Source organism: Sphaerisporangium viridialbum, assembly GCF_049674955.1.
GTDB classification, from domain to species: domain Bacteria; phylum Actinomycetota; class Actinomycetes; order Streptosporangiales; family Streptosporangiaceae; genus Sphaerisporangium; species Sphaerisporangium viridialbum.
The window spans coordinates 8863705-8885107 of the sequence record NZ_CP187232.1 but is presented as its reverse complement, the minus strand read 5'-3'; the positions used below and the strand labels follow the sequence as shown (position 1 = coordinate 8885107).

Annotated in this window: 21 protein-coding genes; 5 read left to right on the top strand and 16 right to left on the bottom strand. The window is 68.2% G+C overall.

Translation table 11 applies throughout. The annotated features are described in order from the left end of the window. Positions 1-23 precede the first annotated feature (23 nt). Genes bioD through ACOZ38_RS39945 form a run of 4 tightly spaced genes read right to left on the bottom strand, consistent with a single transcriptional unit; the run spans position 24 to position 2845 of the window. A complete protein-coding gene (bioD, locus tag ACOZ38_RS39960) occupies positions 24-740 on the bottom strand; it encodes a dethiobiotin synthase (RefSeq protein WP_424536103.1) in 717 nt (238 codons plus the stop codon). Positions 741-783: 43 nt separating this feature from the next. Beyond that, positions 784-1536, bottom strand: coding sequence for a GntR family transcriptional regulator (locus tag ACOZ38_RS39955; protein ID WP_405141430.1), 753 nt, complete (start codon positions 1534-1536; stop codon positions 784-786). Next, a complete protein-coding gene (locus ACOZ38_RS39950; protein ID WP_424537174.1) occupies positions 1533-2687 on the bottom strand; it encodes an 8-amino-7-oxononanoate synthase in 1155 nt (384 codons plus the stop codon). Before ACOZ38_RS39950 ends, ACOZ38_RS39955 begins: the two co-directional genes overlap by 4 nt. 23 nt (positions 2688-2710) lie before the next feature. Beyond that, positions 2711-2845, bottom strand: a complete 135-nt coding sequence (locus ACOZ38_RS39945) for a hypothetical protein (protein ID WP_424536102.1) — start codon at positions 2843-2845, stop codon at positions 2711-2713. Positions 2846-2914: 69 nt separating this feature from the next. On the opposite strand from ACOZ38_RS39945, the gene ACOZ38_RS39940 reads away from it, so the two are divergent. Further along, on the top strand, positions 2915-4372 hold the full coding sequence (locus tag ACOZ38_RS39940) for a histidine kinase N-terminal domain-containing protein (protein WP_405141429.1): 1458 nt from the start codon (positions 2915-2917) through the stop codon (positions 4370-4372). Between the two features lie 179 nt (positions 4373-4551). On the opposite strand, the gene ACOZ38_RS39935 is transcribed toward ACOZ38_RS39940, so the two are convergent. Further along, on the bottom strand, positions 4552-4806 hold the full coding sequence (locus tag ACOZ38_RS39935; protein ID WP_358550943.1) for a WhiB family transcriptional regulator: 255 nt from the start codon (positions 4804-4806) through the stop codon (positions 4552-4554). Positions 4807-5093: 287 nt separating this feature from the next. Then, positions 5094-6071: a diacylglycerol/lipid kinase family protein gene (locus tag ACOZ38_RS39930; RefSeq protein WP_424536101.1), complete on the bottom strand. Its 978-nt coding sequence runs from the start codon at positions 6069-6071 to the stop codon at positions 5094-5096. Positions 6072-6131: 60 nt separating this feature from the next. On the opposite strand from ACOZ38_RS39930, the gene ACOZ38_RS39925 reads away from it, so the two are divergent. Beyond that, positions 6132-6509 (top strand): hypothetical protein, encoded by a 378-nt coding sequence (locus tag ACOZ38_RS39925; RefSeq protein ID WP_424536100.1) that lies wholly within the window; start codon positions 6132-6134, stop codon positions 6507-6509. Positions 6510-6549: 40 nt separating this feature from the next. Here ACOZ38_RS39925 and ACOZ38_RS39920 read toward each other — a convergent pair whose 3' ends face one another. The 3 genes from ACOZ38_RS39920 to sodN form a co-directional block, all read right to left on the bottom strand. Next, complete coding sequence (locus ACOZ38_RS39920) at positions 6550-7350, bottom strand: RNA polymerase sigma factor SigF (RefSeq protein ID WP_344952723.1); 801 nt, start codon at positions 7348-7350, stop codon at positions 6550-6552. After that, complete coding sequence (locus ACOZ38_RS39915; RefSeq protein WP_405141425.1) at positions 7347-7784, bottom strand: anti-sigma factor; 438 nt, start codon at positions 7782-7784, stop codon at positions 7347-7349. The genes ACOZ38_RS39920 and ACOZ38_RS39915 overlap by 4 nt, the downstream gene beginning before the upstream one ends. A 226-nt stretch (positions 7785-8010) precedes the next feature. Further along, a complete protein-coding gene (gene sodN, locus ACOZ38_RS39910) occupies positions 8011-8412 on the bottom strand; it encodes a superoxide dismutase, Ni (protein WP_424536099.1) in 402 nt (133 codons plus the stop codon). 82 nt (positions 8413-8494) lie between these two features. Here sodN and ACOZ38_RS39905 point away from each other — a divergent pair, with 82 nt between their 5' ends. Next, on the top strand, positions 8495-8812 hold the full coding sequence (locus tag ACOZ38_RS39905; protein WP_424536098.1) for a S24 family peptidase: 318 nt from the start codon (positions 8495-8497) through the stop codon (positions 8810-8812). A 19-nt stretch (positions 8813-8831) separates the two neighbouring features. On the opposite strand, the gene ACOZ38_RS39900 is transcribed toward ACOZ38_RS39905, so the two are convergent. After that, positions 8832-9374, bottom strand: a complete 543-nt coding sequence (locus ACOZ38_RS39900; RefSeq protein ID WP_424536097.1) for a CGNR zinc finger domain-containing protein — start codon at positions 9372-9374, stop codon at positions 8832-8834. Positions 9375-9895: 521 nt separating this feature from the next. On the opposite strand from ACOZ38_RS39900, the gene ACOZ38_RS39895 reads away from it, so the two are divergent. After that, on the top strand, positions 9896-11026 hold the full coding sequence (locus ACOZ38_RS39895) for an NAD(P)-dependent malic enzyme (RefSeq protein ID WP_424537173.1): 1131 nt from the start codon (positions 9896-9898) through the stop codon (positions 11024-11026). A gap of 47 nt (positions 11027-11073) precedes the next feature. Here ACOZ38_RS39895 and ACOZ38_RS39890 read toward each other — a convergent pair whose 3' ends face one another. Continuing rightward, positions 11074-11445: a hypothetical protein gene (locus ACOZ38_RS39890; RefSeq protein WP_424536096.1), complete on the bottom strand. Its 372-nt coding sequence runs from the start codon at positions 11443-11445 to the stop codon at positions 11074-11076. A 183-nt stretch (positions 11446-11628) separates the two neighbouring features. Between ACOZ38_RS39890 and ACOZ38_RS39885 the strand changes: the two genes are divergently transcribed. Then, positions 11629-12990, top strand: a complete 1362-nt coding sequence (locus ACOZ38_RS39885) for a hypothetical protein (RefSeq protein ID WP_424536095.1) — start codon at positions 11629-11631, stop codon at positions 12988-12990. A 109-nt stretch (positions 12991-13099) separates the two neighbouring features. Here ACOZ38_RS39885 and ACOZ38_RS39880 read toward each other — a convergent pair whose 3' ends face one another. The 5 genes from ACOZ38_RS39880 to ACOZ38_RS39860 form a co-directional block, all read right to left on the bottom strand. Continuing rightward, positions 13100-14176 (bottom strand): trypsin-like serine peptidase, encoded by a 1077-nt coding sequence (locus ACOZ38_RS39880; RefSeq protein ID WP_424536094.1) that lies wholly within the window; start codon positions 14174-14176, stop codon positions 13100-13102. Between the two features lie 227 nt (positions 14177-14403). Then, positions 14404-15480 (bottom strand): trypsin-like serine peptidase, encoded by a 1077-nt coding sequence (locus ACOZ38_RS39875; protein WP_424536093.1) that lies wholly within the window; start codon positions 15478-15480, stop codon positions 14404-14406. 335 nt (positions 15481-15815) lie between these two features. Next, positions 15816-17351: a trypsin-like serine peptidase gene (locus ACOZ38_RS39870; RefSeq protein ID WP_424536092.1), complete on the bottom strand. Its 1536-nt coding sequence runs from the start codon at positions 17349-17351 to the stop codon at positions 15816-15818. Between the two features lie 745 nt (positions 17352-18096). Further along, positions 18097-19638, bottom strand: a complete 1542-nt coding sequence (locus ACOZ38_RS39865; protein WP_424536091.1) for a trypsin-like serine peptidase — start codon at positions 19636-19638, stop codon at positions 18097-18099. 522 nt (positions 19639-20160) lie between these two features. Next, positions 20161-21354 carry a trypsin-like serine peptidase gene (locus tag ACOZ38_RS39860; RefSeq protein ID WP_424536090.1) on the bottom strand — a complete coding sequence of 398 codons (1194 nt, stop codon included), beginning with the start codon at positions 21352-21354 and terminating at the stop codon, positions 20161-20163. Positions 21355-21403: the final 49 nt, after the last annotated feature.

The window sequence follows — 21403 nt, the reverse complement described above, 5'->3', positions numbered from 1 at the left end:
CTGCTGCTCCCTTGTCGGTTGCGTCACAGACTAAGGGTTGCCCGGAACCGAGAAGAGTCGAACCCGCCCCCTAGCAGGGGCCCCAGTCCGTCATGGGCCACCCGCGCGAACGCCGTGCGGCCGAGCGACCCGGCGCCCTCGGGCAGCGCCCCCGCCAGCGGCCGTGCGGCGAGCGTCTCCAGGTCGGCGACGTTGCTACGGTCGGCGACGCCCGGCTCGCGCGGCCAGGAGCCGATCACCAGGCCCGCCAGATCGAGCCCCCGGCCCGCGAGGGCCTCCAGCGTCAGCGCCGTGTGGTTCAGCGTGCCGAGCCCCGCCCTGGCCACCACCAGGACGGGGGCGCGCAGCGTGCGGGCCAGGTCGGCGATGGTGGCGCCTTCCTCGTCGAAGCGCACCAGCAGCCCCCCGGCGCCCTCGACGACCACCAGGCGGTGTGTCTCCGCCAGTTCGGCGGCGCGCTCGGCGACCTCGGCCAGGGAGACGGGAGGAAGGCCGGACGCGCGTGCGGCGGCGGCCGGGGACAGCGGGTCGGGGAAGCGCCCGAACTCGAACGTCGTGGTCACCCCGGACAGCCGGATGACCTCGTCGAGGTCGCCGGGCTCGTCCGCGGCGACGCCCGTCTGCGCGGGCTTCACCACCGCGACGGGCACCTCGCGCAGGCGCGCGAGCGCGGCCACGGCGGCGGTGACCACGGTCTTGCCCACACCGGTGTCGGTGCCGGTGACCACCAGAATGCTCACCGGCACCACCCTAGAGGCCCGCGGACGCGGTGGCGGGCAGCCCCTACGGTCGTCCTGCCTGCGGCCCGCCGGTCTCCGGGGGCCTGCGGAGGCGCGTGACGAACTTGTACCGGTCGCCTCGATAGAGCGACTGGGCCCACTCGACCGGGTTGCCCTCGGCGTCGAAGGCGTGCCGGGTGAGCAGCAGCATCGGCAGGCCGACGTCCACGCCGAGGACCTGGGCGTCGTACGGGGTCGCCAGCACGGTCTCTATGATCTCTTCCGCGTCGGTCAGCTGGACGTTGTAGGCGTTGTGCAGGGTCTCGTACAGGGAGGCGTGCACCTCCAGCTCCCGCCGCAGCCGCGAGAAGCGCCGTGCGGACAGGTGGGTGGTGTCGATCGACATCGGCTCGCCGTTGGCCAGGCGGAGCCGGTGGATGCGCAGCACGCGCCCGCCCGGGTTGATGCACAGGCGGCGGGCGAGGGTCTCGTCGGCCGTGATGTAGTTGATGTCGAGGATCTTGGTGTCGGGCTCCAGGCCGACCGTGCGAAGATCCCCGGTGTACGACGTGAGCTGCAGCACCTGGGCGACCTTGGGCTGGGCGACAAAGGTGCCCTTGCCCTGGATGCGCAGGAGCCGCCCCTCGATGACCAGCTCGGTGAGCGCCTGCCTGACGGTCGTGCGCGAGGTCTCGAAGCGCACGGCGAGGGCACGCTCGGGCGGCAGCGCCGCTCCAGCGGGCAGAGACTTGGTGAGTTCCAGCAAGTTCCGTTTGACGTCGTAGTACTTGGGAATCCGGGGAGAGTCTTCCGTCACACGTTCACCTTCATCTCGGCCACGGCGGTGAGCGCGTGTCCGATCACCGCGAGATCATCCGAACTCAGATTGGCCCGTGCGGTCAATCTCAGACAAGACCGGCCGGTCGGCACCGACGGCGGGCGGAAGCACCCGGCGCGCACTCCGTGCTCCGCGAACACCGCTGCGGCGGAGAGCGCGACGTGCGGAGGGCCGAGCACGACCGGCACGACGGCCGCCGCCGGGTCGGTGGTGAGAAGGCCACGGTCCCCGGCCGCGCGGGCCAGCGCCGACGCATTGTGCCGTGCCTGTCTTGGCAGGTCAGGATGGTCGCCCACGATATCAAGCGCCGCGAGTGCGGCGGCGACGGCGGACGGCGCGAGGCCGGTGTCGAAGATGAACGACCTGCCCGTGTCGATCAGGGCGTCTACCACCTCGGGCGCCCCTAGCACAGCTCCGCCCTGTGATCCGAGCGACTTCGACAGTGTGACGGTTCTCACAACGGTCGGGGCGTCCGCGAGCCCCGCGTCGTACACCGCGCCGCGTCCGCCCTCGCCGACCACGCCCAGGGAGTGCGCCTCGTCCACGACGAGCAGGGCCCCGTGCCGTACGGCCGCCGTGTAGAGGTCGGCGATGGGGGCGAGGTCGCCGTCGACGGAGAAGACCGCGTCGGTGACGACCAGCGCGTGCTCCTCGGCGCGGTTCGCCAGCGCCTTCTCCACCGCCTCGACGTCCTTGTGCGGCGTGACGGCCACCCTGGCGCGCGAGAGGCGGCAGGCGTCGATGATCGAGGCGTGGTTGCCCTCGTCGCTCACCACCAGCCCGCCGGCGCCCAGCGTCGCGACCGCCGCGAGGTTCGCCAGGTACCCGGAGGAGAAGACCAGCGCCCGCCTGGCGTGGGCGAAGGCCGCCAGCCGCTCCTCCAGTTCGGCGTGGAGCGTCGTCGTGCCCGTGACGAGCCGCGAGCCGGTCGAGCCGGTGCCCCACCTTCCGGTCGCCTCCATGGCCGCCGCGACCAGCCGCCCGTCGCGGGACAGCCCGAGGTAGTCGTTGGAGGCCAGGTCGATGAGGCCGTCGTGGTCGGGGGTGCGGGGGCGCAGGGCGCGCCTGAGTCCGGCCGCCTCACGGATGGCGGCGGCCGAGCGCAACCGCGCCAGGGGATCTGTGTTCATGGTCTCGCCAGGGTCGATGCTGTTCACGTGGCCTCTCCCGTGCCGGCGGCCGGGCTCGTGACCCGGCGCGCGCCGGGGTCGTCCTCGGTCTCGGTCGTGCCGGCGGCCACGCTCGCCGGACGCTCCACAGGGTAAGCGGGCACTTCTGTGTGCTCCATTAGGGGAATCTTCCCAGGGCCGGTGCCGTCGATTCGCTTTGGGCCGGGGTTAGCACGCATGATGCTCAGGTGCCGACTCTCAGCGACCTGGTGGCGCGCCACACCACTCTCGACCCGGCCGACCTGGAGTGGATGCATTCGCTGGTCACCGACTGGCAGCTTCTCGCCGACCTGTCCTTCGCCGACCTGATCCTGTGGATCCCCCTGCGGGACGAGTCCGGGTGGGTGGCCGTGGCGCAGATGCGCCCGACGACGGGTCCCACGGTGTACCACGACGACGTCGTCGGCTCGATCGTGGCCGCGGGGGAGCGACCCCTGATCGACACGGCGTGGAACGAGCACCGCATCTGCCGCGAGGGCGATCCCGACTGGTCCAGCGGCGTGCCCGTGCGCGAGGAGACCATCCCCGTGCGGCGCGACGACCACTTCGTGGCGGTCATCCAGCGCTCCACCAACCTGTCGTCGGCGCGCACGCCGTCCCGGCTGGAGCTCACCTACCTGCAGAGCGCGTCCGACCTGGCGCAGATGGTGGCCGAGGGCCGCTTCCCCTTCCCCGAGGCGGCGCCGATCCTGGTGCGGTCCCCGAGGGTCGGCGACGGCCTGCTGAGGCTCGACCGCGCCGGCCGGGTGACGTACGCCTCGCCCAACGCGCTGTCGGCCTACCGGCGGCTCGGGCTCAACGCCGACCTGGTGGGCTCTGAGCTCGGCAAGACGACCGCCGCGCTGTGCTACTCCGACGAGCCCATCAACGAGGACCTCATGCTCGTGGCGAGCGGCCGCTCGCCACGGGAGACCGAGGTCGAGGCCGGCGCCAACGTCGTGCAGCTCCGCGCGATCCCGCTCGTCGTGGGCGGCGGGCGCATCGGCGCCCTGGTGCTCATCAGGGACGTCACCGAGCTGCGCCGCCGCGAACGCGAGCTGCTGACCAAGGACGCGACCATACGCGAGATCCACCACCGGGTGAAGAACAACCTCCAGACGGTCGCCGCGCTGCTGCGGCTCCAGGCGCGGCGGCTGCGCATCCCGGAGGGCCGCGAGGCGCTGGAGGAGGCGGTGCGCCGGGTTGGCTCGATCGCCATCGTGCATGAGACGTTGTCCCACACTCCCGAGGAGATCGTCGACTTCGACGACATCGCCGACCGCGTGATCTCGATGACCGGCGAGGTGTCGGCGGCCAACGTCATGCCGCGCCGGGTGGGGAGCTTCGGCATGCTTCCGGCGATGATCGCCACCCCGGTGGCCATGGTGCTGACCGAGCTGCTGCAGAACGCCGTCCAGCACGGCTTCTCGTACGGGAGCGGCACCATCAAGGTGATCGTCTCGCGCACCGAGGAGAGGCTCGACCTCGTGGTGGCCGACGACGGCGAGGGTCTTCCCGAGGGCTTCGACCTGGAGGCGTCGACCAGCCTCGGCCTGCAGATCGTCCGCACGCTCGTGGTGGGCGAGCTGTCGGGCCGCCTGGCCGTCGAGCCGCGTCAGGGCGGGGGCACGGAGGTCTCGATCACCATCCCGGTGCAGCCGGTCTAGCGGTCACCGCCCGCCGCGGGTCCTGACCGGGCCCGGACACTGCGACGCCCGGCCATCGCGTGAGGCGATGCCGGGCGTGTGAAGTTCCGTACGCCGCGACGCTGGGGCGGTGCGGAAGGCGTGTGTGATCCGGAGCTCGCTTCCGGACTCGGGGCTTCGTTCGTGCGGCGCGTGCGGGCTCAGACACCCGCGCGGGCTCGGGCGCGGGCCGTGCGGCGCTTGAGCGCACGACGCTCGTCCTCGCTCAGACCGCCCCACACGCCGGCGTCCTGGCCGGACTCGATGGCCCACTTCAGGCACGGCTCGCTGACCGGGCAGGCGCGGCAGACCTGCTTGGCCTCTTCGATCTGCATGAGTGCCGGTCCGGTGTTGCCGATCGGGAAGAACAGCTCGGGGTCCACGTCACGGCAGGCAGCGCGGTGGCGCCAGTCCATGCGTTCCACTCCTTCGTAGAGGGAGCCTGCGGCTCCGTCCGGTGACGGATGTTTGTGAACAATTTCACTAACAAGGGCGAAATTTTGCCTGGGCCTTGGGTTTGGGGGTCCAGGAAACTCGCGTGATCGCCGCAGACCTTCGAGGAACAGGGTGGGATCCTCAAACGTCCTACGTTCCGACGTCGTGTTGAGCTTTTCAGGCATGCCCAGGTCACGCAAGAGGTTTGGTAGAACGTTTTGCCGGATATGGATGTCGGATGCATCACACTATGACGGCATGTGACGGATTAGACCAGAACTTGTAACGCGCCGGGAACAGAGCGGAAAGTAACCCTCTCGCGCTCGCCGAGATAGTCGCCGTCAAGCTGGAAGGCCACGGGCCGCCTGGCCGACAGGGTGAACTCCTCCTCGTCGTGCACATGGACAAGATGCCCGCCTCGAGGCAGGCCAACCCGGTCGCCGATGATCTGCCGGATCAGCCTCGTCATGGCGGCCATGCCCATGCGCCGCAGGCCGAGCAGGTCGAGCCCGGTGTCGAACCCCGCCCACGGCGTGGGGTTGACCGGCCGGTCGCCGATGTAGGTCCACGGCGCGGTGTTGCAGATGATCGTCATGAAGATGCCCTCGATGTGCCTGCGGTGAGGCCGTTCCAGCCGGAGGGCCGGGCGATGGCGGTCGGTCATGAAATAGTGCCGCAACGCGGTGTTGACGTAGCGTCTCGGCGAGGCCTTGTACCCGGCGCTCCGCAGGCCCTCCATGGCCCGGACGACCTCCGCGTCGTACCCCAGCCCCGCACAGAAGGTGAAATATCGGCTGTTGGGGGGCGCTTCGGTGATCTCGCCGGAGGAGCCGTCGTCGAGCGCGCCATCCTCCCAGATCGCCTGGCCGAGGTTGACGGTGCGGCGCCGTCCCTCCCGGATCGCCTCCAGCACCGCGCCCATCGCCTCCACGGGATTGTTCGGCAGCCCGAGCGAGCGGGCGAAGACGTTGGCGCTGCCACCGGGGATCACGATCAGCGCGGGCCGTGCCCGGTCGCCGTCCAGCATGCCGTTGACGGCCTCGTTGATGGTGCCGTCGCCGCCGAGGACGGCGATCACGTCGAAGCCCTTCTCGCGCGCGCCGCCCGCGAGCACGGTGGCGTGCCCTCTGTACCCGGTCTCCTCCACCGTCAGGTCGACGGCCGCACCCAGAGCGCGTATGAGGACATCCCTCGTACGACGGTTGGTCGACGTCGCCATGGGATTGATCAGGAGGAGTGCGCGCATGTCGCCCAGCGTATCCACCGGTCGAGCACCTGCGACCTGGGTCAAGTAGGGTGACGCGATATGTTGAACCGTCCGGTGACCCTTGTCGTGGCCGCCGTCGTCCTCGTGATCGAGGGTCTCACCGCCGTCGTGCTGGGCGGCTATGCCGCCGTGGAGACCATCGTCGGCAAGCCGGCCGACCTGGGCAGCTCCATCGTCGTATCGGCGTTCGGCATCCTCATCGGCGCCGCCCTGATCTGGGTGGCGTGGGGCGTGCTGCAGGCGGCACGGTGGAGCCGGGCCCCTGGTGTGGTCACGCAGATCTTCGCGCTGCCGGTCGCCGTCTCGCTGGTCCAGTCGGAGCAGACGGTGCCCGGCGTGCTCCTGATCGTGGTGGCGCTGGCCGGTCTGGTCGCGCTGCTGGCGCCCGCCACGACGAAGGCCATGATCGGAGAGTAGCCCGACCGGTGGCCGGCCGGGGCAGGTGGACGCTGGGCGGTCAGTCTTCGGCGGTGAGGCCCTCGCGGAGCTGGGCCAGGGTGCGGGCGAGCAGGCGCGAGACGTGCATCTGCGAGATGCCCAGCTCGGTGGCGATCTGCGACTGCGTCATGTTGCCGAAGAAGCGCAGCAGCAGGATGCGCTTCTCGCGGGGCGGGAGGCGTTCGAGCAGCGGCTTCAGCGACTCGCGGTACTCCACGCCCTCCAGGGACTCGTCGACGATGCCGAGCGAGTCGGACACGGCCGGCGCGTCGTCGTCACCGGAGTCGGGAGCGTCGAGGGACACCGTGGAGTAGGCGTTGGCGGACTCCAGGCCCTCGAGCACCTCTTCCTCGGTCATCTGCAGGTGCGCGGCCAGCTCGGCGACGGTCGGCGCCCGGCCCTGCCGCTGCGACAACTCGCTGATGGCCTTCGTGAGCGAGAGCTTGAGCTCCTGCAGGCGGCGCGGCACCCGTACCGCCCAGCCCTTGTCGCGGAAGTGACGCTTGATCTCGCCCACGATGGTCGGGGTGGCGTACGTGGAGAACTCCACACCACGCGCCAGGTCGAAACGGTCGATCGACTTGATCAGGCCGATCGTGGCGACCTGGGTGAGGTCGTCCAGCCACTCGCCCCGGTTGCGAAAGCGGCGGGCGAGGTACTCGACCAGGGGCAGGTGAAGCTCGACCAGCTCGTCGCGGATGCGCTGGCGACGCGGGTCGTCGGCGGGCAACTCTGCCAGCTCGCCGAACAGCCCACGGGCCCGAACCCTGTCAGGGACGGTGCTGTCACTGCCGGCCACGGCCCGGGTCCTCTCCGTCACGACAGCCTCGCAGCGCCTCGGCGCTTGTGCAGCACGATTGCCATGCGGTCGGGTGTGTCGGTCTCGGCGTCCACATCGTCGGCCAGCGCGGTGAGCACCATCCAGGCGAAGTCGTCGCGTTTGGGCTCGGCCCGCCCTACGGTGCTGACCTCGACCCGGACGATCATCTCCTGGCCGGTCAGCTCGAACTCGGCGATCAGATCGGTGCCGGGCACGGCGTGGCCCAGGAGCATGGCGCACGCCTCGTCGACCGCGATACGGAGATCCTCGATCTCGTCCAGGGTGAAGTCGAGGCGCGCCGCCAGCCCCGCCGTGGCCGTGCGCAGCACGGACAGGTAGGCACTTGCAGCGGGCAGACGCACGCTCACCGCGTCACGGATCCCCGCGACCCCACCAGGGATGCCGCCGGCACGCGTCGCTGTCTCGTCGGTCACGTTCCTCCTCGCACAGAGCTGCTGATTAGCAACTTACCGCCCCGTGCCCCGTGTTGCAGGACTGGGACGCGCCGATAGTCGTGATCTTGCAGAAATGCGGCCGGTTTCCCTGACGTCCCGCTGTCCTTTCGTTGACATCCAGGCGCGTTTGCCGGGCCCCTGGCCTCAGGAAAGCCGCTGGCCCCGCGCGAAAGGCGACCGCGCGAGGCCAGAACGGGCGCGCGGCTCAGGCGGCCTTGGTCTCCCAGAAGATCTTCGAGATATCGTCGATCTTCCCGAGCAGGTCGTCGGCCTTGCTCACGTCCACGGTGCCCTTGGCTCCCGCGGCTCCGGCCAGCTTCGTGGCGTCCCAGAAAAGCTGGTGGAGCTGCGGGTACTGCTCCAGGTGCGGGGGCTTGAAGTAGTCGGTCCACAGCACCCACAGGTGGTGCTTCACCAGTTCGGCGCGCTCCTCCTTGATCGACAGAGCGCGGGCACGGAACACCGGGTCGTCGTTGTCGGCGTACTTCTGCATGATCGCCTTCACGGACTCGGCCTCGATGCGAGCCTGGGCGGGGTCGTACACCCCACAGGGGAGATCGCAGTGCGCGGAGGCCACATGGCTCGGCCGCAACAGTCGTGCGAGCATCGGTTTCCTTCCTTGATGCTGATAACAGGCAGCACTATCCAGTGCCCAACTTACTAGCCTTGATTCACGGAGATGGCAGGGGATGTCGTTCATCAGGGTGCGCGTCGAAGGCGATTCGATGCTGCCCGTTCTGCGGCCGGGAGACTGGCTCGTCGTCCGCCGCGGCGCGGCGGTGCGACCCCGCGATCTCGTCCTCGCGCGGCTCCCCGGCGACCCCGCGACGATGATCGTCAAGCGGGCGGCGTGGCGGGACGGCGACGGCTGGTGGCTGGAGAGCGAGAACCAGCGGGCACCAGGGCGCAAGGACAGCTGGGACTTCGGCGCGGTGCCGCCGTCACTGGTGCTCGGCCGCGTGGTGCTCCGTTACTGGCCGGTCAGGCACGGCGTACGGCCGCGCTGACGCGCGCGGCCGGGCGGCGTCAGGCGCGGTGGCCGCTGAGGTCACGGCGGCGGGCGCGGTAGGCCGCCACGTTGGCCCGGCTCGCGCAGCGCTCCGAGCAGTAACGGCGCGACCGGTTGGAGGAGGTGTCGAGGTAGGCGCGGCGGCACGGGGACGCCTGGCAGAGCCCGAGCCGGTCCACGCCGAGCTCGGTGACCAGCGCGGTCAGCCCCATGATCGCGCCCGCGGCGTACTCGTCGGAGAGCCGGCCGCCCTCGGTGAGGTGCAGGTGCCAGCGCTGGCCGTCGTGCCGGGAGATCTGGGGATGGACGGGGTGCCGCGTCAGCAGGGCGTTGAGCCGGTCGACGGCGTTCTGCTCGTCGTGACGCGCCGCCGCCGCGAACACGGCCGCCAGCTCGCGGCGCAGCTCGCGCAGCACATCGAGGTCGGCGCGGGTGAGGCGGCCCGCCTGTCCCGCGCGGCCCGCCTGGACGAGGAACCGCCGGGCGCCCTCTAGTGAGCCCAGCGCGTCCTCGCCGTTGACCAGCAGCACCGCCAGCTCGGCGTATGAGGTCAGGTCCACTGTGGAATTCCACCCGCTGTAAGAGACGAGTCGGGATATCGAGTATTACACGAAACGGGGCGTCCACCGATGTTCCACGGGTGCGGTGGCGCGGGTTGCGGCGGTGCAGAGGGCGCTGGACGGGGTGGCCGGTGGCGCCGGTACGGGTCGGACGCCGGAACACCACGGGTAGAAGTGGGGGTATCGAGACCATTCGCTACGGGTATGAGCTATTGAGGGGGAAAAGTAGAGATATGTCCGGTTGGGAGTGCCTGACGGTCCGGGTTCGCCGCCAGATCTGTGGCGGAGCCGACATCGGCAGGCGTCTCGACATGTGGCACAATCGAGCAACGGGTGACCCCCGTACCCCCTCAAGAGACGACCGTCAACGACGACGGCCGCCGGGCGGCTACAGAAGCCTGGGCCTGCGTTCGCCTGCGGCGTCTACCGAAGGAATCCGTCCTTACGACACAGGGGTCGCTGTGGCAGTCACGCCGTTCTCCGCTTCTCTCGAATCACTCGATCTTGATCCCGTCTTCGCGATGCACCGCGGCGGCAAGCTCGAGGTCCGATCGACCGTCCCGGTCCGCAACGCCGAAGACCTGTCGCTGGCCTACACGCCGGGCGTCGCCAGGGTCTGCACCGCGATCGCCGACCAGCCCGATCTCGTCAACGAGTACACCTGGGTCGCGAACGTCGTCGCCGTGGTCTCCGACGGCACGGCCGTGCTCGGCCTCGGCGACATCGGCCCGGCCGCCGCGATGCCCGTGATGGAGGGCAAGGCGCTGCTGTTCAAGCAGTTCGGCAACGTCGACGCCGTGCCCGTCTGCCTCGACTGCACCGACGTCGACGCTCTGGTGGAGACCGTCGTGCGGCTCGCGCCCTCGTTCGGCGGCATCAACCTGGAGGACATCAGCGCCCCCCGGTGCTTCGAGGTGGAGGACCGCCTGCGCGAGCTCCTCAGCATCCCGGTCTTCCACGACGACCAGCACGGCACCGCCATCGTGGTGCTCGCCGCCCTGCAGAACGCCGCCCGCCTGACCGGGCGCTCCCTCGGCGACCTGCGGGCAGTGGTCGCGGGCGCGGGAGCCTCCGGCGTGGCCGTCACCCGCATCCTGCTGAACGCCGGCATCGGCGACATCGCGGTCTCCGACTCCAAGGGCATGATCTACCAGGGCCGCGAAGGCCTGAACCCCTACAAGGAGGCGCTCGCCAGGGACACCAACCGCGGCGGGTTCACCGGCTCCACCGAGGAGGCGCTGGCCGGCGCCGACGTCTTCATCGGCCTGTCCGGCTCCACGCTGTCGGAGGCGGCCGTCGCGTCCATGGCCGGCGACTCGATCGTGTTCGCCCTGTCCAACCCGACGCCCGAGATCCTCCCCGAGGTCGCGCGCAGGCACGCCCGCGTCGTGGCCACCGGCCGCTCCGACTTCCCGAACCAGATCAACAACGTGCTGGCGTTCCCCGGGGTGTTCCGCGGCGCCCTCGACGTGCGGGCGTCGACGATCACCGAGAACATGAAGGTCGCCGCCGCCCACGCCCTCGCCGCCGTCGTCGGGGCCGAGGTGTCGGAGGACTACGTGATCCCGAGCCCGTTCGACGAGCGGGTCGCCCCCGCGGTCGTCGCCGCCGTCGCGAGCCAGGCCCGCCTCGACGGCGTGGCCCGTATCTAGCCAGACCGGCACACCGGGGCCCGCCGCGAGCGGGCCCCGGGCCACCTTCACGCGTGCGGCGGGCTCGCCGAGCCGCCGAAGTCGTCGAGGAAGTTGACCGCGGCCGGCGGCCTGCGCGGAATCGGGCGGCGCAGGGCATGCACGCGACGCCGGGGAAGCGACCAGACGACCCCCCCGTCCCACAGCCGTACCGCCACGTGCCGCCCGACCTCCAGCCGCTCGCGGGGCGCCAGATGCGCGGGGTCCAGCCGTACGCGGATGATCTCCGCCCACGCGCACGTGCCGTACGGCATGGCCGCGAAGGTCGTTCTCACCCTCTCCACGGCCAGCTTCTCGGTGGCCGTGACCCCGCAGGCCGTCCACCCCGCCGGTTCGTGGCCCGTGTAGACATCCCAGTCGAAAAGGCTTGCCTTCGTCATGAGGTACCGCTCCTGGGGTCAAGTCTTGGGAATTCCCACACCATGTCACGCATCGTGCTATAACAAAAACCCTCCGTTACCTGCCGGACAAGGGTGTGCACGAAGGGCGTATGTGTGCGCAGGGGGCTTGCGGCGACCGGAGAGCCATTTCCATCCGTGCAAGCCTCCTGGGGGTCAAGAGCGATGCGACGCGAGCCCAACCTCCTCCTCCGGCACCTCATCGCCGAGGCGGCCTTCTCCCACAAGGGTCTGGCCCGCAGGCTCAACGACCTCGGAGCCGCGCGGGGCCTCACAGGGCTGAGGTACGACCACAGCTCGGTGTTGCGCTGGATGGGCGGCCAGCAGCCGCGCGATCCGGTGCCAACGCTCCTCGCGGAGATCTTCGCACTGAAACTCGGCCGGCCGGTGACTTCGGAGGACCTCGGTATGGCGGGGGGAGCCACGCCCCTCGACCTCGGACAGGAATTCACTCACTCGTGGCAGGAGGGTGTCGAGACCGTGACAGCACTATGGAGGGCGGACATGGAGAGGCGCAGGTTCCTGCTCGACTCCGCCTTCGCCGTCGGAGCGGGTTCGGCGGGAGCCCTGCGCTGGCTCACATTTCCCATGGAAGGCAAGCCCGAGGCCGCCGGTGTACGCAAGGTCGGCGCGCCCGACATCGCCGCCATCCGCGAGGTCACCCGCTCGTTCGGCGAGCTGGACAACCGCTTCGGCGGCGGCAGGGTGCGCTCCGCGGTCGTGAAATATCTCGACTCGGCGGTCGCGCCGCTGCTCAAGGACGGCGTGTACGGCGAGGCCACGGGCAGGGCGCTGGCCTCGGCCGCGGCCGAGGTGACCCGCCTGGCCGGCTGGATGGCCTACGACCTGGAGCAGCACGGCCTGGCGCAGCGCCATCTCATCCAGGCGCTGAGCCTGGCACGCGGCGCGGGCGACCACGGCTTCGGCGGGGAGATCCTCGCCGGCATGGCGCACCAAGCCATATATATAGGACAACCAAGGCATGCCCTCGATCTGGCCAGGGCGGCGCAGCTGTCCGCCCGCCGCGCGGAGGTCCCCTCGCTGCTCGCGGAGGCGTACGTGCTGGAGGCCCACGCCCACGCGGCGCTCTCCGACGGCGCGGCCTGCGCCCTCGCCCTCCACGAGGCCGACCTGGCGTTCGACCGCCGCCGTCCGGACGAGGAGCCCGAGTGGATCCGGTACTTCGACGAGGCGTATCTCGCGGCCAAGTACGCCCACTGCTTCAGGGATCTCGGAGACGGGGCGCAGGCCGTGCGGTACGCGCGCCGGTCGCTCGACATGGACGGTCGGTACGTGCGCGGGCGCATGTTCAACCTGTCCCTGCTCGCCTCGGCCCACGCCCTGCAGGGGGACGCCGAGGAGGCGAGCAGGGTGGGCACGTCCGCGCTCGACCTGGCGGCCGGCCTGCAGTCCGTACGGACGCGGTCGTACGTCGCCGACCTGCGCAAGAGGCTGGAGCCGCTCAGCGGTGACCCGAGCGTCGCGGCACTGGTCCAGCGCACCAGGGAGCTCGCGCCTGCGGCGTAGCCGGCTCGCACGCGGGCCCAGCAGGATCGCACGCGTATATGGGCGGAACGCGGCGCGGGGCCCGGCCGGAAGCCGGGCCCCGCTGCCTGGAACAGTGGCGTGTACCGCGTCAGCGGATCGAGCCGGACCAGAGGTTGGCGGCCTTGCTGTAGACCGCGTAGGTCTCGCCGTCGAAGTACGGCGAGGTGCTGAAGTCGTACCGGCCGTTGCCGTCGGAGTCGCCGATGAGGCTGGTGGCACCGTTGATGTAGCCGAGCCGCTTGGTGCTGCTGTACTTGGCGATCCACGGAGCACCGGCGGATCCGCCGGTCATGGAGCACTTGATGGCGATCTGCGCCTCGGCCTTGTAGGCGGCCGTGACACCGGCGGGCTTGGTCTTGCCGTAGCACCACTTCGGCGTGACACCGGTGTACGGCCTGTCCCTGTCGGGGTGCGGGCCGGCGGGGTAACCGAAGACGTAGACCGGCTCGCCGATCTTCTGGTTCCACGCGAAGCCCTGGCCGCCGACATTGTCACCGAGGCGACCGGCGTCCTTCCAGGTGTTCACGTTGATGCCGTTGTAGACCGTGACGAACGCGTAGTCGCTGTCGTAGTCCTCGTAGACCGAGAAGTCGTAGTGCGTGTACGCCGACTTGCCGACGTAGATGCCCCACGGGGACTTGCCCTGGTAGTAACCGGGGATGAAGACCCAGTGGTCGAGGGTGTCGCGGTTGCGGTCGGTGTCGTAGACGCAGTGACCGGCGGTCGCCACGAGGTTGTGGTACTTCGACTGGACCGACGACGCCGAACACCAGTACGGCTTGCCGTGGACGCGGAAGAACACCTTGCCGATGGTCTTGGGCAGGTTGACGTTCTTCACCTTGGTCGGAGTGATCTTCTCCTGCCCGATCGGCGGGACGGAACCGGTCTTTCCGTCGGGAGCGGCGTCGCTCCCGCCGAACTTGACCTTGCCCTTGACGGAATCGTCGTTGGAGTAGCGCGTCGCGGCCTTCAACTGCTTGCCGCCGCTCGCGCTCCAGAACTTCGCGGTGTCGTTCGCCTTCGACTTGCTGGAGGCGAGGGAGACGTTCGTCGGCTGGGGCTTGGCCGTGGCCTCAGCGGACGAGGTGAGGGCCGCGCCGACCATTCCGGTGGCGGTGACGGCGGCCCCGAGGGGGAGGATGAGGCGTTTTGCTCGGGTATTCATATAACTCCTCTTGTTCTGACATGGAACATCACTTATGTCCCATGCGTCCCAAAGGGGATTCTCCGAGCCTATGTGATTTCTTTACCTGCTCCATATATCCGCACCTCAGAAACGGACATATGGGCATCCACTGGGATTTCTTGATAGGGAAACCTCACTGCGAGGTGAGATTGAAAGTGCGAAGGGCCCGGCCGGAGCCGGGCCCTCGTCACGCCGAGATCAGAAGGTCACTTGCCGATCTTGCCGGAGGCGAGGTTGGACGCCGCGGAGTAGATCGAGTAGGTCTCGCTGTCGAAGTACGGCGAGGTGGCGAAGTCGAAGCGGCCGTTGCCGTCGGAGTCGCCGACCAGGCTGGTCACGCCGTTGATGTAGCCGAGACGCTTGGTGCTGCTGTACTGCGCGATCCAGGGGCCGCCCGAGGCGCCGGCGGTCATGGAGCACTTGAGGGCGATCTGGGCCTCGGCCTTGAACCCGGAGACGGGGCCGGCCGCGGAGGTCTTGCCGTAGCAGTACTTCGGCGTCTGGCCGGTGTACGGCGTGTCCTTGTCGGGGTGCGGGCCGGCGGGGTAGCCGAAGGCGTAGACCGTCTGGCCGATCTTCTGGTTCCAGCTGAAGCCCTGGCCGCCGACGTTGTCGCCCAGGCGGCCGACGTCGTTCCAGGTCCGCGCCTCGACACCGTTGTACACGGTGACGAAGGCGTAGTCGCTGTCGAAGTCCTCGTAGTTGGCGAAGTCGAAGTGCGTGTACGCCGACTTGCCGACGTAGATGCCCCACGGGGACTTGCCCTGGTAGTAACCGGGGATGAAGACCCAGCGGTCGAGGGTGTCGCGGTTGGCATCGGTGTCGTAGACGCAGTGGCCCGCGGTGGCGACCAGGTTGCGGTACTTGCCCTGGATCGACGAGCCGGAGCACCAGTAGGTCTTGCCGTCGAGACGGAAGAACACCTTGCCGATGGTCTTGGGCAGGTTGACGTTCTTCACCTTGGTCGGAGTGATCTTCTCCTGCCCGATCGGCGGGACGACGCCGGTCTTGCCGTCGGGGGCGGCGTCGCCGCCACCCAGCTTGATCTTGCCCTGGGCGACGGCGTCGGAGGTGAACTTGGTGGCGGACTTGAGCGACTTGCCGTCGCTCGCCGTCCAGAACTTGATGGTGTCCATGGCGGCGGCCTGGGTGGTGGACAGGCCGTCCGAGGCCGGCGCGGCCGCGGAGGCGGTCGCAGCGCTGGTGAGGGATGCCGCGATCATGCCGGTGGCGACGGCGACGCCACCGAGAGGGAGCATGAGGCGCTTGACTCGGGTGTTCAATGAGACTCCTTGTTCTGCCGCAGGAGGTGACTCCTGCCCCACTCGTCCCAAAAGGGACAGTACGAACCTATCGGTCTGATCATGAGGAATGGGTCGCAAGCCTCAGTGGCGCGTCGGCCGTACGGCGGCCCGCGAAGACGGCCGCTCTCCGGCCACGCACAGGTGGAAACGGTCCAATGGACCTCTCACGCGCGGGCCGGAAAGCATGGCTTTCCTGGGCGGTGTGACGTATATCACTCGTCTTTCGGTAAACCGCCCGCGAAAAGGCGCAGGGCCCGGCACACGTGCCGGGCCCTGCTGTGTCTAGCTGTGCTGCGCTCTAGCTGGCTGGAACGTCAGGCCTTGGTGACGAGGTCGCCATCGGAGGTGACGATCTTGCCGGACCAGAGGTTGGCGGCCGACTTGTAGATCGAGTAGGTCTCGGCGTCGAAGTACGGCGAGGTGCTGAAGTCGATCCGGCCGTTGGCGTCGGCGTCGCCGATGAGGCTGGTGACACCGTTGATGTAGCCGAGGCGCTTGGTGCTGCTGTACTTCAGGATCCACGGCGCACCGGAGGAACCGGCCGTCATGGAGCACTTCAGGCCGATCTGGGCCTCCGCCTTGAACGCGGCGGCCGGCTTGGCGGCGAAGGTCTTGCCGTAGCACCACTTCGGCGTGACACCGGTGAACGGGGTGTCCTTGTCGGGGTGCGGGCCGGCGGGGTAGCCGAAGATGTAGACCGGCTGGCCGACCTTCTGGTTCCAGGTGAAGCCCTGGCCACCGACGTTGTCGCCCAGGCGACCCGCGTCCTTGTAGTACTCGATGACGTAGACGGTCTTGATGTACTTGGTGCTGCTGCCCTTTTCGACCGCGTACACCAGGAAGTAGCGCGTGATGGTGTAGGCGTGGTCCTCGATCTTCTTGTAGCCGGGACCGCTGTACTTGTTGTACTCCTCCTCGCTGACGATCTTCTTTTCCGTCAGCGAGGGGTCCTGGTGGAAGTTCTGGGTCGCCGGGACCGAGGCGGCCTTGTCGTACTCGTCCTTGGTGACTTCCTTGCTGGCGATGCTCGCGTCCTTGGTGCCCCAGGGCACGACCTTCTCGGTTCCCGTGGTCTCGATGCGGACCGGAGCCTTGTCGCCGAACTCGTCCTTGAGCTGCTTGTACTCCTTCTCCGTGATCACCACGTCGTCGGTGTACTTGTAGCCCTGCCACTTGTCGTACGTGTCCTTGGTGACAGCCTTCTCACCGGCGTACGAGATGCCGTTGTAGACCGTGACGAACGCGTAGTCGCTGTCGTAGTCCTCGTACACCGCGAAGTCGTAGTGGGTGTAGGCGGCCTTGCCGACGTAGATGCCCCAGGGCATCTTGCCCTGGTAGTAGCCGGGGATGAAGACCCAGTTGTCGAGCGCACCGTTCTGGACACCCTCGTCGAACACGCAGTGTCCGGCGGTGGCGACCAGGTTGTGGTACTTGCTCTGCACCGAGGACGCGGAGCACCAGTACTCCTTGTCGCCCACCGTGAAGAAGACCTTACCGATGGTCTTCGGCAGGTTGACGTTCTTCACCTTGGTGGGGGTGATCTTCTCCTGGCCGATCGGCGGGACAACGCCGGCCTTGCCGTCGGGGGCGGCGTCGCCACCACCGAGCTTGACCTTGCCCGACACCTGCTGGTCGCCCTTGAACTGCTCGGCGCCCTTGAGAGCCGCGGAGCCCTTCTGGGTCCAGAAGTCCACGACCTTCTGCGCGCTGCTGGCGGAGGCCAGCGACACGACCTTCTTCTGGGGCGCGGTCGCCGCGTTGGCCGAGGTGACCAGGGTGGCGCCGATCATGCTGGTGGCGGCGATGGCGCCACCCAGCGGGAGGGCGAGACGCTTGACTCGGGTGTTCAAGGAAACTCCTTGGGCTGTCGTGGAACGCATCTTGCGTCCCATGCGTCAGTAAAGGGATAACCAGAAGATAGCGAGAAGATCTTGGTCTGTGGGGACGATTCGAGGGGAATTTTGACCTTCGCCCGGGCGTGACCTTTTCGTAACCCTTTGGCTAGGCGGACACCTCCTGTCAGGCCCGTGCAAGCAACGGTCTTACTCGCAGATCAGGGCGGTTCTGGACCGAGTGGTTCCAATGTGGTGTGAGTGAACCGCCACCGCCCTTCATGGTGGCGAGTGTGACGCAGATCACACGGAACCGATGGAGCCGAATCGGGGTCCGGCTACGTCTAAGCGGCTCTCGCCGAGCCGAACCCGTTCGAACCGGCCGCCGTGGCGTGCGCTCGGGAGCCACATCTTGATCCACAGAGTCGCGGACTTCTTACGCACAGTGCGGATCGCCGCCCCGCGAAGGCGTCGTCTTCACGCCTCGCGAGCCGCCGGCCGCCCGGAAGGCCGCCATCGGCATCCCTCCGTCGCACACAGAACCGACGGCCGTGTGGAACGGACGGCCGCACGGACCGACGCCGTGAGGAACCGAGGCGCTCCTGGAGCTGCCCGCTGACGCTCTCTGTGCGCCCCTCAGATCTACGGACGGCCGTGCGAGCCCGCCCAGGCACGGAATCAGGAGGCCCTGACAACGCAGAACAGGGCCCGGCACGAATGCCGGGCCCTGCTAGGACTGCTGTTGCTCTAGCTGGCTAGAACGTCAGGCCTTGGTGACGAGGTCGCCGTCCTTGGTGACGATCGAGCCGGACCAGAGGTTGGCGGCCGACTTGTAGATCGAGTAGGTCTCGGCGTCGAAGTACGGCGAGGTGCTGAAGTCGATCCGGCCGTTGCCGTCAGCGTCACCGATGAGGCTGGTGACACCGTTGATGTAGCCGAGGCGCTTGGTGCTGCTGTACTTCAGGATCCACGGCGCACCGGAGGAACCGGCCGTCATGGAGCACTTCAGGCCGATCTGGGCCTCCGCCTTGAACTTCGCAGCCGCGGCGGCGGCGAAGGTCTTGCCGTAGCACCACTTCGGCGTGACACCGGTGAACGGGGTGTCCTTGTCGGGGTGCGGGCCGGCGGGGTAGCCGATGATGTAGACCGGCTGGCCGACCTTCTGGTTCCAGGTGAAGCCCTGGCCACCGACGTTGTCGCCCAGGCGACCCGCGTCCTTGTAGTACTCGATGGTGTAGACGGTCTTGTAGTACTTGGTGGTGGAGTCCTCCTTCACCCAGTACGACAGCCAGTAGCGGGTGATCGTGAAGGAGGAGTCCACGATCTTCTTGTAGCCGGGGCCGGTGTACGCGTTGTACGTGGCCTCGTCAACGATCTCGGTGACCGGCTTCTTCGTCTTCGACTTGTGGTAGTTCACCGGGGTGGTCTCGGAGGGAGCCTTGTCCCACTCGTCCTTGGTGACTTCCTTGGTCGCGACCTTGCCGCCCTTGGTGCCCCAGGGGAGGACGGTCTCGGAGCCGGTGGTCTTCGACCAGGCGTCGGAGCTCTCTCCGCCCTTCTCGTCGACCTTCTTCTTGTACTCCTCGGCCGTGATCTCCACGTCCTTGGCGTACTTGTAGCCCTGCCACTTGTCGAAGGTGTCCTTGGTGACAGCCTTCTCACCGGCGTACGCGATGCCGTTGTACACGGTCACGAACGCGTAGTCGCTGTCGTAGTCCTCGTACACCGCGAAGTCGTAGTGGGTGTAGGCGGCCTTGCCGACGTAGATGCCCCAGGGCATCTTGCCCTGGTAGTAGCCGGGGATGAAGACCCAGTTGTCGAGCGCACCGTTCTGGACACCCTCATCGAACACGCAGTGTCCGGCGGTGGCGACCAGGTTGTGGTACTTGCTCTGCACCGAGGACGCGGAGCACCAGTACTCCTTGTCGCCCACCGTGAAGAAGACCTTACCGATGGTCTTCGGCAGGTTGATGTTCTTCACCTTGGTGGGGGTGACCTTCTCCTGGCCGATCGGCGGGACAACGCCGGCCTTGCCGTCGGGGGCGGCGTCGCCACCACCGAGCTTGACCTTGCCCGACACCTGCTGGCTGCCCTCGAAGGAGGCGGCGGCCTTCAGGTTCGCACCGGCGTTGGCGGTCCAGAAGTTGCTGATCTTCTGAGCGCTAGAAGCGGACGCGAGGGACACGACCTTCTTCTGGGGCGCGGTCGCCGCGTTGGCCGAGGTGACCAGGGTGGCGCCGATCATGCTGGTGGCGGCGATGGCGCCACCCAGCGGGAGGGCGAGACGCTTAACTCGGGTGTTCAAGGAAACTCCTGGGCCTGTCGTGGAACGCATCTTGCGCCCCATGCGTCAGTAAAGGGATAACCAGGAAGATACAGAGAAGATCTTGTCTGCGGTAACCGGAACCGTGGCGATTTTTCGCGTTCGTCCCCACGTGATCGTTCCGTGATCGCCAAATCGGATGACATCGGCAGTCAAGTCACGGCAAGTCATCGCTATTCCCGCAGATCAGGGCACTGATGTGACAAACGGTCCAGATGTGGTGTGAGTGAACCGCTCCGGACAGTGTCGACATCCGTGTGACGCAGATCACACCACTTGGGTGGAGCCGAATCGGCGAGTGGCTACGTCTAACGGCTCCACAGGTTCACCGAATCGGACATAACGGACAGGTGGGCGGCTCCCTTCGCATGGAACGGGCCAGTGGCCGGAAAGTGTTCTCTCGGGGAACGGACAGGAGCCGGACGGTTGCCGCCGAGGCGCCGCAACGCGAGAGGGGCCCGGCATCCGCCGGGCCCCTCTCGGTGTGTCAGGTCTCGATGCTGCTCAGTCGGTCTTCTGGCGGGCGGCGTAGGAGTACACGAGATAGGTCGCCGTGTTGAAGTACGGAGAGGACACGCCCTCGTTGCGGCCGTTGCCGTCCAGATCCCACGTGAGGCTGTTCACGCCGTTCAGGTAGCCGATGCGCCGTGAGGGGCTGTACTTGATCAGCCAGGGGCCGCCGCTGGCCCCGGCCGTGAAGCCGCAGCCGTTGAAGAAGACACCGTTGTCCAGATCCCACTTCTCCGTGGCGATCTTTCTGGTGGCTCGGGTAAAGCACGACACCATCGTGAGGCCGTTGTACGGCCGGCTGAGGTCGGGATTGGGGCCCGCTGGGTACCCGAACGCGTAGGCGGCGACGACATACCCCCTGTTCCAGGCGAAGCCCTGGCCGCCGACCTGGCTCTCCAGGCGTCCGGTGTCGATGGTCTTGTACACCGGCTGGCCCTTGGCGTCCTTCTTGGCGACGCCGTTCGCGTCCTTGTCGGTGTCCCAGCGGTAGCCGTGGTGGACGGTCACGAAGGCGTAGTCGAAGTCGTAGTCGCCGGTCGCCGCGTACGTGTCGTTGATGTGCAGCGTGTGCCCGACGTAGATGCCGTACGGCGTCGCCCCGTTGCCGGTGTAGGAGGGGATGAACACCCAGTACTCGACCGGCTTGCCGGTTTTGACGTCGTAGGCGCAGTGACCCGCGGTGGCGACGACGTTCCCGTACTTGGAGTGCACGGACGAGGCCGAGCACCAGTACTCGGTGGTGCCGTTGCGGAAGAACACCTTCCCCACCGTCGGAGGGAGGTTGACGTTCTTGGTCCTGACGGTCTTGACCGTCTTGGGCGGGGCCGCCCCCGCGACGGCGGTCGTCTTGCTGTTGGGGGCCTTGGTCGAGGTGCCCGCCTCGGCCGCGGCCGGGGCGAGCGTGGTGGCGGGGCTGCTGGGGCTCGCCGAGGCGGTTCCGGTGGTACTGGGCGCCGCCGTCTTGGGCGCGTAGCCGCTGGCGTTCTTCAACCGGTCGGGCGTCCACCAGTCGACGACCTTCTGCAGGTCCGCGTCGGTCTGCGCCAGTGGAAGGGTCGTGATGCCCGCGGGGGCCGACTCAGTCGCGGCCAGCGCCTGGACGAGCCCCGGGCCCGCGGACAGGAACACACTGGCGGTCGCGAGGGCGCCGCAGAATGTGAGCGCGATCCGCTTCGCTCGGGGTGGCATTTCGTACCTTCCACTGATCAGAAGAGTGCAGACAACGGTGAAGGGCGAT

Excerpts from the sequence above, each read along its gene's own strand:
- ACOZ38_RS39885 (WP_424536095.1), top strand. The coding sequence starts at position 11,629 with ATGCGACGCGAGCCCAACCTCCTCCTCCGGCACCTCATCGCCGAGGCG.
- ACOZ38_RS39860 (WP_424536090.1), bottom strand. The coding sequence starts at position 21,354 with ATGCCACCCCGAGCGAAGCGGATCGCGCTCACATTCTGCGGCGCCCTC.
- ACOZ38_RS39925 (WP_424536100.1), top strand. The coding sequence starts at position 6,132 with ATGTTGAACCGTCCGGTGACCCTTGTCGTGGCCGCCGTCGTCCTCGTG.
- ACOZ38_RS39880 (WP_424536094.1), bottom strand. The coding sequence starts at position 14,176 with ATGAATACCCGAGCAAAACGCCTCATCCTCCCCCTCGGGGCCGCCGTC.
- ACOZ38_RS39935 (WP_358550943.1), bottom strand. The coding sequence starts at position 4,806 with ATGGACTGGCGCCACCGCGCTGCCTGCCGTGACGTGGACCCCGAGCTG.
- ACOZ38_RS39890 (WP_424536096.1), bottom strand. The coding sequence starts at position 11,445 with ATGACGAAGGCAAGCCTTTTCGACTGGGATGTCTACACGGGCCACGAA.
- ACOZ38_RS39950 (WP_424537174.1), bottom strand. The coding sequence starts at position 2,687 with ATGAACACAGATCCCCTGGCGCGGTTGCGCTCGGCCGCCGCCATCCGT.
- ACOZ38_RS39945 (WP_424536102.1), bottom strand. The coding sequence starts at position 2,845 with ATGGAGCACACAGAAGTGCCCGCTTACCCTGTGGAGCGTCCGGCGAGC.
- sodN (WP_424536099.1), bottom strand. The coding sequence starts at position 8,412 with ATGCTCGCACGACTGTTGCGGCCGAGCCATGTGGCCTCCGCGCACTGC.
- ACOZ38_RS39905 (WP_424536098.1), top strand. The coding sequence starts at position 8,495 with ATGTCGTTCATCAGGGTGCGCGTCGAAGGCGATTCGATGCTGCCCGTT.
- ACOZ38_RS39930 (WP_424536101.1), bottom strand. The coding sequence starts at position 6,071 with ATGCGCGCACTCCTCCTGATCAATCCCATGGCGACGTCGACCAACCGT.
- ACOZ38_RS39895 (WP_424537173.1), top strand. The coding sequence starts at position 9,896 with ATGCACCGCGGCGGCAAGCTCGAGGTCCGATCGACCGTCCCGGTCCGC.